The sequence below is a fragment of the Chloracidobacterium sp. N genome, from assembly GCF_018304765.1.
GTDB lineage: Bacteria > Acidobacteriota > Blastocatellia > Chloracidobacteriales > Chloracidobacteriaceae > Chloracidobacterium > Chloracidobacterium aggregatum.
This window is the reverse complement of sequence record NZ_CP072642.1, coordinates 1,491,183-1,506,543: the sequence shown is the minus strand read 5'-3', so window position 1 is coordinate 1,506,543 and position 15,361 is coordinate 1,491,183. Positions and strand designations below refer to the sequence as shown.

Below are 15,361 nucleotides of genomic sequence, written 5' to 3'. Positions count from 1 at the left end.
TATATCGCCGTGCGGCCGGACGTGGTGGCGCGGTCTGGCGGGTGGCACGTCATTTGCTCCTCTTGAATGAACAGTCATTCATCCCTGGCTTGGAGAGACGGCAATGATGCGCAACCCGCGATGGACGTGGCTCGGTCTGGCAGTGATGTGGTTTGGTCTCTGGCTTGGCTGTGGCACGAGTGCGATGGCCCAGACGACGCTCGTGTTCGTCCATGGAAAATCCGATGGCGTGTCCACCGACAGCCGCACGAAGGTCATCAACAACTACTGGACGCCGGACATGATCCGGGCGGCAACGCGCAACTACACCGTTCCGTACGAGGTTGTGTTCTACGACGGGCGCAAGCACTACTGGGACTGCGCCGTGGATGTGGCCGCGCAGATCAACCAGTTCATCACCAACGGCCGGCGCAACCTCGTCTTCGTGACGCACAGCATGGGCGGCGTGGTGATGCGCTTCATCCTGTGCAATGCCGACCCGTCCGACCCGTACTACAACTACCGGGGCGCCAACTTCAACCGTATCCAGACCCACACGCGGCATGTGCTGTCCTATGCGCCACCAAATGCCGGTTCGGAAGCCGCTGACCTGGCCGGCTCGCTGAGCGGCTCCTGGATGACCGCCTGGCTGGTCAGCCTGCTGGACAACAATTCGCCTTCGACCCAGGCGCTGACGACGGCCCATTTCCGTACGGCCAATGCCAACTGGATGCGCGACAGCCTGCGGAGCAAGGCGATTTTCACCGTGGCCGGCACGGGCCTGTGGAATGACCTTTGCTTGGAGTGTGTTGGGTTGGCCACGCTCTCCGGCCTGGCCGGACTGCCCGGCGAAGATGACGGCATGGTGGCCGAATACAGCGCCCACCACACGAAAGCGCCGGGCGGCCGGTGGTACAACACCGTCGCCAATCACCACTACAACCGCCGCAACAGCTACCGCCGACTGGGAGAGGACATTGCCCGGTATGGCTACTGAGCCACATGGCGCTGATGGGGCAATGCAGCACAATCCGCCGGGTAGGGAGGTTATACGACAATGGCACTGACAGGACGCGGATGGATGGTTGGTTTGGCGGCGGCCGGAGTCGCCGTCGGGTTGGGCATCGGAGCTTCGCTGCCGGCGCAGAGTGAAGTGGACGTGGATCATCCGGTGCCGGTCTCGGCGCTGACGACGACCACGCTCGAAAGCCCTTCACCGGACTGCGGCCGGCTGACGGCCGAAGACCTGGCGCTTTCGGCTTCCTGCACGGAAACGTTTTCGACCCGGTACGTCCTGGAAGGTGTCGCCGGAGAAGTCACCCTGCCGGTCACGGGCAGCCATGCCCACATCGGGGTGTTTGTGGAGGATGAAACGGCGCAGACGACGCTGCTGACACCCACCGGGGGGCGCCTTCCGATGGAGTCCGTCCCGCGTGACGTTGACCCCGGTACGGCCCTCTCACGGGCCGAAGAAGCACCCCACGGCAAGGTGGAAGCGACGCCGCGCGAACTTGCCACCCAGCCCGGAATCTACCGCCTGCGCCTCGAAGGCCGTGAACGCGGTGATGACGCCAAGGCGGCCGCGCCCCGCGCAACCGTCGTCGTCAACGACGACAATGACCTCGTGCTGCATAGCTGGCTGACCGACAACCTCGTGGATGCCCGCCAGACGACCGAAATTCACGCCCAGGTGCGGGAAGGTGGCAAGCCGGTGGAAAAGGTACGGGCCACGGCGCGCATTTATCACGAAAATGGGACGCTGGTGCTGGAGCGTGCCATGACGGGGCTGGGCGATGGGGACTTCGGCCTCAAAATCCGGCCTCTCCAGCTTGGCCGGTTTGGCAAGGTCATCCTCGATGTGGAAGGGGTGACGGCCGCCGGAATGCCTTTCAGGCGGACGGGACTGCTCGAAATTGCCAGCGGTGTGGCCGGTGGACGCCTCATGCGCATTGTGGGTGAGCGTCTGACCGACCAGGGGCTGGAAGTTGACCTGGAGTATGTCGTCACCCGGGCCGGGCGCTTCCATGCCCGCGCCAATCTCGTGACCTCGGACGGGAAACCGGTTGCCTGGGCGCAGGCGGCTGCCGAAGCGGCCGTGGGCCGGCACATCCTGACCCTGCGTTTTGACCGTCGCGTTCTGGCATCCGGGAAGTTACTCCTGCGGGACCTCGAACTGACCGACGTGACCGAGTTTCCGGGCGTCAAAAGCCCGACAAGAATTGGAACTTATGCTCTTGAGCAGGCGTTGCAGTAAGCGGGATTTCTCCTGAAAAGCCGTTTTGCTTTGGGCGCGTCGTCTCTCCGGCGCGCCTTTTTTGTTTCGGGCCTGGCCAGAATGGAAACCGCATGTCCGCCCCCCACCTCAATTGCCACGTATGCCGCACGCCGTTTCCCCCGGAAGACCTGAGCCAATCCCAGGGGATAGCCTTTTGTCGCCGGTGTCAAACGCTCATCCGGCTTGATCGTCACCAGCCGGGCGCGCCACGCCATCCGGTGGCCGCTGCCGGCTTCCGACCGCAGGTGGCGTTGCCGGTGGGCTGGGACATCCAGCCGACGACGCAGGAACTGCGCATCGTTTACCACTGGTTTTCCGCAACTTCGTTCCTGCTCCTGTTTCTTTGTTTGTTCTGGTTTGGTTTCCTGGTGATGTGGCTCACCAGAGCCCACCAACTGCCCCCGGCGGGTCCCGGACTCTGGTTTCTCAGCCTGCTCCAGATTGGCATCGGTTTGTTTCTGTCCTACATCACGCTGGCAGGTTTTCTCAACACGACAACCATCACCGTCAAACAGGGGCATCTGACGGTGGTGCACGCGCCACTGCCCTGGTTTCAGCCACCGCCACTACGCACGGCTGACATCACCCAACTCTTTGTCCGGCGGGTGTCGGTGGGAAAACAACACTCCCGGCGTGAGGTCTATAGCGTGTGGGCGCAGCTTCGTCAGGGGCGGGAAGTCAAACTGATGTATGGTCTGGAAGCGCCCGAGCAGGCCCTGTTCGTCGAACAGCAACTGGAAGCGTTCCTGGGGATAACCGACCGTCCGGTGCCGGGTGAATTGGAACGTTGGTAGGGGCGGTTGGTCAACCGCCCCTACCGTTGGTCAACCGCCCCTACCGTGCGTCTTTTTCGCCGGACGTGTGACCCTGCAGGGTCCGGGTGGCTTTGTTCAGGGACGCGACGACCTGTTCCATCGCCCGCGCCACATCGGCGGCATCGTTGCGGGTGAGCGCGTAGCGTACCCCGGAGAACACCTCCGCGCCGTAGCCCGAAAACACCCCCGGCGCATAGATGACGTGGCGCGCGTCGTAGCGTTTGGGAAGTCCTTCTGGAGCAAGCAAAAAGCCTTCAAACCGGCGGCGCAGGCGATTGCGGGTGGCAAGCGTTGCCTGGGTATCCGGCTCGGTTTCAAAGGCTTCCGCCGCAATGGTCAGGTCACGGGCGGCATCGAGCAGCGCCGTGGCGTCGAGTTGGGGGTGCTCCTGGGCCAGTTCCCGGGCCAGGCGTTCGATTTCACGGGCGTAATCCAGCAGGTTGAGTTCCGTCCGGGGGGATTCCGCCAACCGGAACGCCAGCAGCGCCCATCCCCGGGCCATGGCGGCATGGCGGCTGAAGGTCGGATCGCCAAACTTTTCCATCCAGCGAAAGCTGTCGTAGGTCGAATGATAGACGCCGTAGCTGCCGGTCGAAGCCATGTCCAGGCAGGCAATGCCGGCAAGCTGGAGAAAAGGCGCGTAGTCCGACCCGCTGCCCAGCTTGCCGAAGCGCACTTCGGACGCCTTCTGGTCCTGGGCGCGCCAGTTGTCATAGAGGCTGCGCGTTCCGCTGGCGTCCGGGACATCCCGCAGGACGGATTTCGCGAAGGACCACAGGCTCGGCACGGCGCTGGCGCGGAAGTTGTCGCCGCTTACGGCGCTGTCCACGTTGAGGTAGCAGACGGCTTTTTCACGGAGTTCGGTCAGGTGCTCTTCAACCCATTCCGTTGAGCCGATGAGGCCGTATTCTTCAGCATCCCAGCTACAGAGCTTGAGGGTCCGGCGGGGCTGCCAGCCGGTTTTCCGCAACTCGCCAAAGGCCCGGGCCACTTCGAGCATGGCCGTGGTGCCGCTCGACGGATCAACCGCGCCGTAAACCCAGGCGTCCCGGTGGTTGCCGAGCAGAATCCACTCGTCGGGATGGTCGCGCCCGGTGAGCGTCCCGATGACGTTCCAGATGGTACGCAGGCGGTAGTCCATGGTAAGCGCCATGCGGACGCGCGTCTCCCCGTTGCCGATGCGGTACTCAATCGGCAGCCCGCCAATCCAGTCCTTGGGCGCGGCCGGCCCCCGCAGACTTTCCAGAATGGGCAGGGCATCGCGGTAGGACAGCGGCTGGATGGGAATCCGGGGCAGTCCGGCATCTTTGGGGGCCAGGCGCGACGTGCCTTTCTTGGCCGGACGGCCCGGCGTCAGCGGATCGCCGGGCGGCTGGGTGAAGGCGCGGTAACTGCCACGCTGTACGCAGTTGTCCGTGCGCCAGGGCCCGTCGGGGTAGGTCTTGCCCTGTACGTAGCCGTCGTCCTTGGGATCGGAATAGACCAGCAGCCCGACGGCACCTTTTTCCTGGGCCACCTGGGCCTTGACGCCCCGGTAGCACTCACCGTAGCGCACGAGGGCAATCTTGCCTTGGACACTGACGCCCAGCTTTTCGAGCACTTCGTAGTCGCGTGGAAGCCCGTAGTTGACATACACCACCGGGGCTTCGACTTTGGCCGAAGGCGACCAGGCCGCAAAGGTCGGTACGGCCAGCGGCGAGGCGGAATCGGGATCGTCGGGCAGCGTCGGCTCGGTCAACGTGCAGCGGTATTTGGTCGGGGCCGTCATTTCCACCCGCCGCGACTTGGGCTGGGGCAGATAGACCTCATACTCGACGAGTTCCGCGTCAAAACCGGCGCGCTGGAGTTCATCCCGGACGTAGAGCGCCGTGGCGTAATCTTCGGGCGTGCCGGCCAGATGCGGCTTGGCCGTCAGCGTGCGCAGCGTCTGGCGGGCGCGTTCCGGCGCCGGCGCGGCAAGAAGCTGGTTTTCAAGCGCGGAAAGCCCGGAGCGGACTTCGGCGGCGGCGTGGTGCGGAAGAGGAAACACCACCGGGCCACCCAACAAAGCGCCACACGCCAGGCAGGTCACAAGGAAACGGGGCCGTAAACCACAGGTTACAATCGAAAAAAGCATGGTGCTGGGAGATGAGCCACGGAAAATGTCGGGAAGTGGATGCCACGAGGGACCGGCAGGCTAGCGGCGGCGCGGTGTCGTGCCTGTGCTGACCGTACCACGTTGGGCAAGTTCCTCGAACAGGGCAAACAATCCGGGATCGCGGCGGGCGAGTTCTTCGCGGGTGTGTCCGGCCGTGGGGCTGGCCGGCCGCCGTTTGACTGTGGAGATATAGGCTTCGTAGCCCTGGGCAAAATACTCGAACTTGTCCGAAGCGGCATAGTAGTCCAGCGCATGCCCGTCCCGCACGGCGGCGTCATAGAGTTTCTCGATGCGTTCGAGCGTGGCGGCGTCCAGTGCACAGCTATGAATCTGGTGGGCGAACTCATGCGCCAGTGTGTTGAAGCCGCCGTGTTCGACGGCCCGCAGCGTTTCGATACCGGAAACCGTCACCACGCCGCCCACTCCGCGCAGGCTTCCGTAGTAGCGGCCGTCGAACGTCGTCCGCTCGGCCAGGGATTCACAGCCCGGCAGATCGCCAAGCTGCCGGTCAAGCGGCAAAATCCAGTGCCGCGCGCCACACCGGCGCAGTTTGGGGAGGAAATGCGCCAGTGGCGCAATCGTGGCCAGTACAATCTGCTGCTGGCCGGGCGTCAGGGTTTCAAAGTTCGGGAAAACGGCTTCCAGCTCATCCCGCACCACCCCAGCCGGCAGGGCATCGTGGAAGGTGAGCTGGGGAATCGGCGCGCCCAGAGCGCGGGCGGCGGCTTCGTGGCGCGCCAGGTTGACGAGGCTCAACTGCAAATGGGGCAGCGGGTGCTCGGCATCGAGTGCAAGGGCACGCCGGGCGAGTTCTTCTGCCCGGTCAAGCTCTTCACGTTCCAGGGCCAGTGCCGTCCGGCTGAGCAGGGCCGCAAAGAAGGTGGGGTCATGCTCCAGCGCCTGATCGAAGTAGCGACCGGCGCTCTCGGCGTCCTGCCGTTGCCGCGCTGCCTGTCCTGAAGCATAGGCCGCGCGGGCGGCCGGCAGGGGAACCCGGTGGGCTTTGCGGCTGCGGATGTACTGGGAATAGGTGCGCCGCACGCGGATGTTGTCAGGTTGGAGTTCGAGGATGCGCTCGGCCAGTTGCCGTACTTCACCGGGCTTGCGCTCCATGACCCGTACCGCGCAGAGCACGGCAAGCGACTCAGGATGGTTTGGCGCCAGCGCCACGGCCCGCTCGGCATGGCGGCGCGCTTCCGCCGCCCGGTTGCGCTCGATGAACAGGCGCGCCCCCAGAATGTGAACACTGACCGCATCGGGATACCGCGCCAGCAGGTCGGTCAGTTGCTGCTCGCAGTCATCGAGCTGTCCCGCGGCCAGGGCAACGGCGGCCAGCCCGGCTGGGCCGCGGGCATCTGCGGGGAAGCGGTGGGACAGTTCCTGAAAATACCTGGTTGCCGGTTCAAGGCATTCCGCCGTGAGGTAAATCAGCCCCAGTTCAGCCAGTGCGTCGGCCTGAATGGCTCCCTCACCGGTCTGGGCGGCCTGTTCAGCATAGCGGACGGCTATGGCGTAGGCATGAGCTTGGCGGGAAGACTGTGCGGCTGCAAGAAGTTCCGCCGCACTGGTTGGTTCGCCGGCCTGTGCCCGACCCGTCAGGACGAGGCCAACCAGCAGCCAGACCCAAAGGTAAGCCCGTCTGCCGTGGCGTTGCTGCGTTTGAGCGTGAGCCGGAAAGGCTGCCGGTTTCAAGGTTCGTTCCCCGCGCAAGGCAACCAGAGGTCGCGTCACCTGATTGTGGAAGACCCGAACGAGCGGTAGTAGCCACCGCCTTCATCAGCGGCGAAGTGACGCGCGCTGTGTGGTGCGTACCGAACCCGGCCGGTTTTTTGCATTTCCAAGATTAGGTAAGGCGAATGCAGCCCCCAGCCTAGCCTGTCAGGGCACTGGACGGCAACCCGAAGTTGCCAGCTTGTGAAGGGAATATGACCCACTGTGGTTCAAGGCGTGACAAACGCAACAAAAAAGGGCAAGATAGCCCCGCTCCACCATCATCGATCTGTTTTCACGAGGTTAGCTATGCCGACTTTCTGGGGGCTTGCCCACGGGGCAGCCCGTTGGGTACCGGTGCTTTGGCTTGTCTGGTTGTGGCCATCCCTGGCAATGGCGCAGGGAACAACCTCCCGTTTGACGGGAACGGTACGTGACCCCTCCGGTGCGCTCGTGGCTGGCGCGCGGGTGACATTGACCAACGAGGGCACGAACGTTTCGCTCGAAACGCAGACGAGTGAAAGTGGTGTCTATGTGTTTGATTCCGTTCAGGTTGGAGTCTATACCGTGACGGTCGAGGCCAACGGTTTCAAGCGGCTGGTGCTCAAAGGCAATCCGGTCAACGTCGGACAGCCGACGACGGTCAATGCCACGCTGGAAGTCGGTGGGACACAGGAGGTCGTCGAGGTGACAGGTGCTGCGGAGCGCATCCAGACCAGCAGTTCCGGCAACCTGGGCAATCTGGTTGAGCAGCAGACCATCGTGGCGCTGCCCATCGTCGGGGCACGCGGCCGCAACCCGCTGGATTTCATCAACTTTCAGCCCGGTGTTGTGGTTGGAGCCAACACGGGGGGCGGTGTTCACGTGCATGGCGCCCGTGACCGCGCCGTGAACTTCACGCTCGATGGCATTGACACCAATGAAACGAGCGCCGGCGGGTCGAACTTCTCGCCCACCCGTGTCAACCCCGATGCCCTGGCCGAGTTCCGCGTCATCACAAGCAACCCGTCGGCCGAAAACGGGCGCAGCAGCGGCGCGCAGGTGAACATGATCACCCGCTCCGGGACGAACGAGTTTCACGGCACGGCGTTCTGGTTCTACCAGACGCCCGGTTTCAACGCGAACGAGTACGAAAACAATCTCAACGGCATCGTCAAGCGGCAGTTCGTCCAGCACATTGCCGGGGGCAGTCTGGGCGGGCCCATCGTCCGCAACCGGCTGTTTTTCTTCACGAACTTTCAGGCGCTGCGTGCCAGCGAGGGGCGCCCGGTGACGCGCCTCGTCTATACCCAGACGGCGCGGCAGGGCATCTTTCGCTACGTCATCGGAGGCCGCAACCTGCCCTTCGGCGCCACGGGCGCTTCAGTGGATGCCAATGGCAATCCCGTGCCGGGCCTCAACATCGGGACGTACAACATCGGCATGATGGACCCCCAGGGATTGGGGCTGGACCCGACCATCCGGCGCATCATTGACCTGACACCGCTGCCCAACAACTTTGCCGTTGGGGACGGTCTCAATACGGCCGGTTTCCTGTTCAACGCCCGCGGCCGCGAGCAGCAGGAGGACTACACCACCAAGGTGGATTATGTCATCAGCGACCGGCAGACCATTTTTGCACGGGTTTCGTGGGGGCGGCAGGACTCGCTGGGCGACTTTGCCAACGCCGGCCCGGCGGCATTTCCCAACACGGCGCGTCTGGTGGATACCCGGCGCCGCCCCCGGAATGTGGCCATCAACCACCGGTGGTCGCCAACGAGCAGCCTGACCAATGAATTCGTCGTCGGGCTTAACCGGTTCACCTTCAGCTTTGACAATCCCGACCCAAACTTTGCCAACAATCCGCCGGTCACGCTCAATGACGTGACGACCCCCACCTCCAATCTGGCGCCGGTCATCAACCGGCGGGCGCTGACAACCTTCCAGTTCGTGGACAACCTGACCTACGTGCGCGGCGCCCACACCTTCAAGGCCGGCTTCAACCTGCGCTTTGGCCGGCATATTGACCGCCGGACTTCCGTCGCCGGTCTCAATACCCAGCCGGCGGCCAACTTCAGCACGGCCATCAACACGGTGAGCGTGGCGGCATTTGGGATTCCGGGCAACATCAACACGGCGTTCGATCTGCCGCTGTTGCAGCGGACGATCAACAACCTGCTGGGGCGCGTCGGACGGATTTCCCAGGCCTTCGTTTCAATTGGCAACCAGTACGGCCCACCGGGGACGATTTTCACGGCCGATGCCCGCTATCCAGAGTATGACTTCTACGTACAGGACACGTGGCGGCTGCGGCCCAATCTGACGATTGACTACGGCCTGCGCTGGGAAATCCGCCCGACCTTCCGTGAGTCACGGCGGCTGGCCGTGCCTGACCAGCGGCTGGCCTTCGGCGCTCCGCCCACCAATACGGCCCGGTGGGTCAAGGGGGAGCCTTTTTCCGATGACCTGAACAACTTTGCGCCAAGCGTCGGCGTGGCGTGGGACCCGTTCGGGGACGGCAAGACTTCGATCCGCGCCAACTACCGTCTGGCTTACGACCGCCTCAACACGTTTCTGGCATCCTCGTTTTTGTTACCGACAGTGCCCGGCGCGACGCTGGGCGTCATCAACGACGCTTTTGGGCAGGGTGGGGGACGCCTGCGTAACCTGCCGACGCTTTTGCCGCCGGCCGGGGTCTCGCCCGATGCCCTCCGCCAGCCGCCGGCGTTTTCAGCCAACAGCATCACGGTCTTTGACCCGAACTACCGGACGCCAAAGGTTCACCAGTGGGCGCTGAGCCTTCAGCGCGATCTGGGATGGAATCTGGTGCTGGAAGCCAACTACATCGGTCGGCACGGGAACGGGCTGCTGAGCGGCTACAATGCCAATCAGGTGAAAATCTTTGAAAACGGCTTCCTCGACGCCTTCAACACCATGCGCCCCTGCGCCGTGTCGGGGACGTTTACGCCCGCCTGCAACAGTCCGCTCATCAATCAGTTGCTGGCCAATCCGAACGGTTCGCAGACGACCATCAACAACTTCCGGGGCAGTCTGACGACGAACAACGTCGCCGGGCTGGCCGTGTCGCTGGCCCAGCAGATTGGCGCCAACCTGCCGGCGCGCGGCTTTTCACCCTTTTTCTTCTTTGATTTTCCGCAGTACACCGGCGGTCTGTTCGTCGTGGACAACTATGACTTTTCCAACTACCACGCGGCTGAACTCCAGTTGTCGCGGCGGTTTCGGGATGGGCTGAGTTTTCAGTTCAGCTACACCTGGGCCAAGTCCCTGGATACCCGTTCGTTTGACCCAACCTTCACGGTGGCGGCCAGCGGCGCGGTGCAGTCGGCTTCGAGTACGCCCTTTGACATCCGCAACCGGCGCATCAACTACGCCCGGTCAGATTTTGACCGGACGCATTCGTTCCAGGGGAATTTCGTCTATGAGTTGCCGTTTGGGCGGGGGCGCCAGTACGCCAGCGACCTCAACCCGGTGGTGGATCAACTCATCGGGGGGTGGATGGTGGCCGGCGTGGTGCGGTGGACATCCGGGCGTCCCTTCACCGTCTTCTCCGGTGCCAATACCCTGAGCAATGCCGTACAGTCGTTTGCCGACTGCAATGGGTGTTCCCGCTCGCTGGGTTCGCTCCGGCAGGAAGCCGGAACGAACTTCTTCTTCACGGCGGATGAACGCGCGCGCTTCAGCATTCCGGCGCCGGGCACGCTGGGGAACACGGGCCGCAACTTCTTTACGGGGCCGGGCTTTTTCCAGCTTGACCTGACGGTGGCCAAGACCTTCCGCATCGTGGAAGGGGTCAACCTGCAGTACCGGCTGGAGATGCAAAATGCGACGAATACGCCGTCCTTTGCCTTTCCAACGGCCGTTGTGACCAGCGCCACCTTTGGTCGGATTCGGGATGCGGTGGTCAGCGGCTCACGCCGGATTCAGATGGCGCTCAAGTTCACGTTCTGATCCCGCCAGCCGGGCGCCCGCGCCCCGGCCACACAAAACAGGCGCACACAAAAACGGTGAATGGGTAAAGATGACCATTCACCGTTTTTGTGTATCTGGTTTGTGCCTGGTGTGGGCAGGGAAGCCTAGCGTCCCCTAGAGTCCACTTTGTATCGCTCCAGGACTTCGCCGGTCAGCCCATCGAGGACGACACAGGGACGATCGCCAAGGTTGTTGATGTGGAGGTTCAGAGCTGCTTTCGCATTCTGGGCGCGGATGACGTAGATGAATCGTTCTTCGGGGGTGTTCCCAATGACGCGGATGAAGAAGTCGCGCATGACTTCGTTCGTTCCACCGGGCATGGCCAAGGTCCTCGGAGTGTTGGAGTGCGCAATGAATGCAAACGAACCGGTGACGCAAAGTGTGTTACGCCATACGGTTGTGGGTGATGCGGGAATATAGCCACGATGTCATGGGTTGGTCAACCGGCGGCGGTGCATACGGACAACGAAACCTGGGCTACCCTGTCCGGCCTGCCTTGTCCGGGATGACAGGTGGTGAAGCGGTGGGGTAAGGTTAGGGGTGCAGAAGATATTTGTTGCCGGAGGTGCTGTCTGCCATGGCCGCTCCTGAAGACCGCAAAATCGTGATTATCGAACGTAAGGATGACATCCCACCACCCTCCGGGACCGCGTCAGGCGCTACGGGTGAGGAGCCGAAAGGGACGATTGAGGAAATCACCAGCTCGGTTCGTGAACTGGCCAAGACGCTGCCTGAATCCATCGGAAAGCTGCCCGGCTCCATTGGCGCTGCCATCCAGCAGGCCCTGGCCAGTCGTGACCTGAACGTGACGGTTCACCTTTCCGAAGAGGCCATGCGCTCGATTGAAATGCTGGTACAGGCCGGAATTTTTGCCACCCGCTCGGAGGCGGCGGCCTACCTGATTGGAGAAGGAATTGCCGCCCGGCGTGACCTGTTCGAGCAGGTGACGGAAAAAATCATTCAGATCGAAAAACTCAAGTCGGAGCTGCGCTCACTGACCGGGCGGCCCTAAGCGGCTGATTGACGCCTGCCCGATGATGCGGCCCGGCGACGCGGCCACGGTGTGGCATCCTGCGGCGTCTCCTGACTTGTTCTGAGGCCGAAGACTCGCTTTGCTGTGGATTCTCAAGGTCATCGTCCACGCCCTGTTTCGCGTGGTGTTCACGCTCGAATACACGGGGGTTGAGCACGTCCCGCTGACGGGAGCGGTCATCCTGGCAGGAAATCATCCAAGCTATCTTGACCCGGTGCTGATTTCGCTGCCGATTCGGCGGCGGATTCGTTTCGTTGCCTGGGATAAGTTGTTCACCATACCGCTGCTGGGGCCACTGATTCGTTTCTTCGGGGCCTTTCCCGTGGATACGACCCGGCGCGACCAGCAGGCCTTTGTGCAGGCCCTCCGGGTGTTGCAGGACGGGGATGCCTTGGGAATTTTTCCCGAAGCCGGGCTTTCCAAGGAAGCGCGTATGAATGCCCTGCTCAAGTCCGGGGCGGCGCGGCTGGCCCTGGCGGCGCCGTGTCCCATTGTGCCAGTCACCATTGCCGGCGCACGGGCGGCGTGGCCGCGTGGGCAGTGGCTGCCGCTGCCACGCAAGATTACGGTCAAATACCATCCGCCCTTGCATCCCCCCCGCGTGGCGGCGGACGGCCTTGCCGAAGACAGGGAACTGGCCCAGGCCCTGACCGAGCAGCTTCGGAAGACCATCGAGCGCCGCCTCCTGCCGGCGCTCAAGGTCGGGGCGAAGCGGGCCGAGCTGCATCGCCGTCCGGCCTGGGCGCTGCGGGCCTATGAGTATCTCCCGCTCTGGGTCTGCCTGACGGGCCTAGGTCTCGGCGGCTGGAGTTGGGCGCTGGCGCTGCCCACACTGGCCTATCTCGGGTATGTCCTGCTGGATATCTGGGTGCTTCCGCAGCAGCGCCTGACCAAGGTGCTGCGCGATCTGGCGCTTCCGGTCTGGCTGGCGGCGGCATATCCCTGGGCGGTCGCCACGTTTGTCGCCCCGGAGCTGCAGGCCCGCTTCCTGCAGGCACCCGCCTGGATTCTGGGGCTGATGATCGCCAGCCTCCTGTTTCCCTTTCACTGGACGAGTTACTACGATACCCAACGCTTTCTGCGGGGGTTGTCCATCGGCTATCTGGTACTCTGGTGGCTGGAAGTCATCCGGCCTGAAGGGGCCGGCCATGGGTTACAGGTGTTGTGGCTGGTGTTCGTCATTGCTTATGCTCTGGTCATCCGGCACCGGCACTGGCCGTTCGTCGTGGCAGGGAGTGCCACCTACCTGGTGCTGTTGTGGTGGTTTTCGCCTGAACGCTGGCCGGTGGAACTGCTTTATTACGCTGGCGCCGGCGTGGCGGTCAGCGGTTACGTGTACGTGGTCAAGTTCACGGCGCATGATGGGCGTGGCGCGTAAGTCCATCGGTAATCGTGTGCCGTACGCCAGGAGAACACCGGGAGCGCGGGGGTTCTGCCTGCCCACCGCATCCCGACGGTGGCGTTGGCTCCTTTTGTCTGTCATCCGTCCAAGCTGAGGAGAGACACTTCAGGTAATGCCGACATTGATGCACTGGCTTGGTCAATCCTGGTTCGTGGCGGCCGTCGATCTGCTCCTCGTCTTTCTGGTCGTCTATGAGGCGTTGAAGCTGCTCAAAGGGACACGCGCCGCGCAGGTCGCGGTCGGAATTGCCATCGTCGCGTTCCTGTACCAGGCTTCCCACTGGCTTCACCTGCCAACGCTGGAGTTTGTCATCCGCCACAGCCTGCTCTACGTCGGCTTTGCGGTCGTCGTCCTGTTTCAGAATGAAATCCGCCTGGCCTTCGCCAATTTCGGCAAGAACATCCGGCTTCTGTCCCGCCTGGGGTGGCGGACCCAAAAGCTGTCGGTCGTGCAGTATGAGGATGTCCTGCTGGCCGTGGCCACACTGGCGGCCAACAAAACCGGGGCCCTGATTGTTTTCGAGCGCCAGGACAACCTGGATGAGTACATCTCACGGGGGGTCCGGCTGGATGCCGTTCTCGGTTACGATTTGCTCATCAATATCTTCAACCCCGAAGCGCCGCTCCACGATGGTGCGGTCATCATCCGCCAGGATCGGATTGCTGCCGCCAGTTGCTTCCTCCCCCTGACCCTCAACCCACGGCTGTCCAAAGACACCGGCACGCGCCACCGTTCGGCGATTGGCATCACCGAGGAAAGTGATGCCTTTGTCATCGTCGTTTCGGAGGAAACCGGGATGGTGTCGTGTGTCGAGGGCGGCAACATCAAACGTGGTCTTGAAATTCAAGCCGTCCGCGAATTGCTCTCCAAGGCGCTGAAGGCCACCAAAACCCAGGGCGTCACTGCGGTACGCCGGCGGAGGCGCCTGGCAGAGCCTTCGGGGATGGATTTCGTCACGCTCGATACCCCCAGTGAAACGAGTGAGACGCCGGCAACGGGGACGCCGGTCGTTGCGAATGGACGCCAGGCGTCACGAATCGGCGAGCGTGGGGCGCTGAACCTGGCTGCCGTGTGGCAGCAGGGGCGACACTGGTCGGGCTGGCTCGGAAGAAAGCTTCGCACCCTGGTCGTTGAAAATTTCACCCTCAAACTCATCGCGGCTGTGATGACCAGCGCCCTGTGGCTGTCGGCCACCAAGCAGGACGCCATCCCGTTTGTTCTGCGCGGGGTGCCCGTCAACTATCAGGGATTGCGCGAAGACCTGGTCATTGCCAACGGCCACGAAGTGCAGGAAGTGACCCTGCGCGTACGCGGCCCCCGCGATGTCGTCGAGCGCCTGCGGCCCGAATCGTTTGGGATCACCGTCTCGCTGGCAGGTAAAAATCCCGGCGACCGGGTCATTCTTCTGCGGGAGGATGCCCGCATCGCGAAGCCAACCGGGGTGGAAATCCTGGAAATCGAACCGCCCCGGCTGACCCTGAATCTGGAACGACAGGTCTATCGGCAGGTGGACATCAAGCCGAACTTCCGTGGCGCCCTGCCGGTGGACCGGGAAATTGCCGAGTACCAGGTGGTCCCCGCCACCACGATGCTGCGCGGACCTGAAGCACAGGTCTATGCCCTGCCGTCCGTGGGCACGGAGACCATCTGGCTCAATGTCCATGACCGGTCCTTTACGGAACGCTACAAGGTGGATGTCAAGGACCCGCGCATCGAGATTGTCGGAGCGCAGGAAGTCGAAGTAAAGGTCACGATTCGCCCCATCATCGTGCGCCGCCGGCTGGATGTGGTTCTGGAGACACCGGGTACCCCGCCCACCCGGCTGGAGGTGACGGTGGAGGGGCCCAAGTCCGTTGTGGAAAAGCTCCGGGGGCGTGATTTTCAGGCCACGGTTGCCACCGCCCTGGTCTCCGAGCGCCCACCCCGGCGGAAAGTGGTGGTGACGCCGCCACCGGACTTGGCCGAGCAGGTGCAGGTGGTGAGTGTCAGCCCGGATGAGGTGATCAACCGGCGTTCCGAACAGGGAAGCACCAGATGATCC

10 protein-coding genes are annotated in these 15,361 nt (G+C 63.1%); 7 read left to right on the top strand and 3 right to left on the bottom strand.

Features of this window, described 5'->3' with window-relative positions; genetic code table 11:
* The first annotated feature begins 103 nt into the window (after nt 1–103).
* The 3 genes from J8C05_RS06220 (at nt 104) to J8C05_RS06210 (ending at nt 3,048) form a co-directional block, all read left to right on the top strand.
* Complete coding sequence (locus tag J8C05_RS06220) at nt 104–976, top strand: esterase/lipase family protein (RefSeq protein ID WP_211421410.1); 873 nt, start codon at nt 104–106, stop codon at nt 974–976.
* Nucleotides 977–1,036: 60 nt separating this feature from the next.
* A complete protein-coding gene (locus J8C05_RS06215; RefSeq protein WP_211421409.1) occupies nt 1,037–2,233 on the top strand; it encodes a DUF4785 family immunoglobulin-like domain-containing protein in 1,197 nt (398 codons plus the stop codon).
* Nucleotides 2,234–2,325: 92 nt separating this feature from the next.
* Nucleotides 2,326–3,048, top strand: a complete 723-nt coding sequence (locus J8C05_RS06210) for a hypothetical protein (RefSeq protein WP_211421408.1) — start codon at nt 2,326–2,328, stop codon at nt 3,046–3,048.
* 40 nt (nt 3,049–3,088) lie between these two features.
* On the opposite strand, the gene J8C05_RS06205 is transcribed toward J8C05_RS06210, so the two are convergent.
* Both J8C05_RS06205 and J8C05_RS06200 read right to left on the bottom strand, forming a co-directional pair.
* Entirely contained in the window at nt 3,089–5,098 is a 2,010-nt protein-coding gene (locus tag J8C05_RS06205; RefSeq protein WP_211421407.1) for a M28 family metallopeptidase, read from the bottom strand.
* Between the two features lie 147 nt (nt 5,099–5,245).
* A complete protein-coding gene (locus J8C05_RS06200) occupies nt 5,246–6,898 on the bottom strand; it encodes a hypothetical protein (RefSeq protein ID WP_211421406.1) in 1,653 nt (550 codons plus the stop codon).
* Nucleotides 6,899–7,309: 411 nt separating this feature from the next.
* On the opposite strand from J8C05_RS06200, the gene J8C05_RS06195 reads away from it, so the two are divergent.
* Nucleotides 7,310–10,864: a TonB-dependent receptor gene (locus J8C05_RS06195; protein ID WP_211421405.1), complete on the top strand. Its 3,555-nt coding sequence runs from the start codon at nt 7,310–7,312 to the stop codon at nt 10,862–10,864.
* Between the two features lie 125 nt (nt 10,865–10,989).
* On the opposite strand, the gene J8C05_RS06190 is transcribed toward J8C05_RS06195, so the two are convergent.
* Complete coding sequence (locus tag J8C05_RS06190; RefSeq protein ID WP_211421404.1) at nt 10,990–11,205, bottom strand: hypothetical protein; 216 nt, start codon at nt 11,203–11,205, stop codon at nt 10,990–10,992.
* Between the two features lie 257 nt (nt 11,206–11,462).
* Between J8C05_RS06190 and J8C05_RS06185 the strand changes: the two genes are divergently transcribed.
* The 3 genes from J8C05_RS06185 (at nt 11,463) to cdaA (ending at nt 15,358) form a co-directional block, all read left to right on the top strand.
* A complete protein-coding gene (locus J8C05_RS06185) occupies nt 11,463–11,897 on the top strand; it encodes a hypothetical protein (RefSeq protein WP_211421403.1) in 435 nt (144 codons plus the stop codon).
* Nucleotides 11,898–11,997: 100 nt separating this feature from the next.
* The gene (locus J8C05_RS06180; RefSeq protein ID WP_211421402.1) at nt 11,998–13,296 is read left to right on the top strand and encodes a lysophospholipid acyltransferase family protein; all 1,299 of its coding nucleotides are present in this window, start codon (nt 11,998–12,000) and stop codon (nt 13,294–13,296) included.
* Between the two features lie 136 nt (nt 13,297–13,432).
* Nucleotides 13,433–15,358: a diadenylate cyclase CdaA gene (gene cdaA, locus J8C05_RS06175; RefSeq protein ID WP_211421401.1), complete on the top strand. Its 1,926-nt coding sequence runs from the start codon at nt 13,433–13,435 to the stop codon at nt 15,356–15,358.
* The last annotated feature ends 3 nt before the right edge of the window (nt 15,359–15,361 follow it).

Excerpts from the sequence above, each read along its gene's own strand:
- cdaA (WP_211421401.1), top strand. The coding sequence starts at position 13,433 with ATGCCGACATTGATGCACTGGCTTGGTCAATCCTGGTTCGTGGCGGCC.
- J8C05_RS06215 (WP_211421409.1), top strand. The coding sequence starts at position 1,037 with ATGGCACTGACAGGACGCGGATGGATGGTTGGTTTGGCGGCGGCCGGA.
- J8C05_RS06210 (WP_211421408.1), top strand. The coding sequence starts at position 2,326 with ATGTCCGCCCCCCACCTCAATTGCCACGTATGCCGCACGCCGTTTCCC.
- J8C05_RS06195 (WP_211421405.1), top strand. The coding sequence starts at position 7,310 with ATGGCGCAGGGAACAACCTCCCGTTTGACGGGAACGGTACGTGACCCC.
- J8C05_RS06190 (WP_211421404.1), bottom strand. The coding sequence starts at position 11,205 with ATGCCCGGTGGAACGAACGAAGTCATGCGCGACTTCTTCATCCGCGTC.
- J8C05_RS06185 (WP_211421403.1), top strand. The coding sequence starts at position 11,463 with ATGGCCGCTCCTGAAGACCGCAAAATCGTGATTATCGAACGTAAGGAT.
- J8C05_RS06220 (WP_211421410.1), top strand. The coding sequence starts at position 104 with ATGATGCGCAACCCGCGATGGACGTGGCTCGGTCTGGCAGTGATGTGG.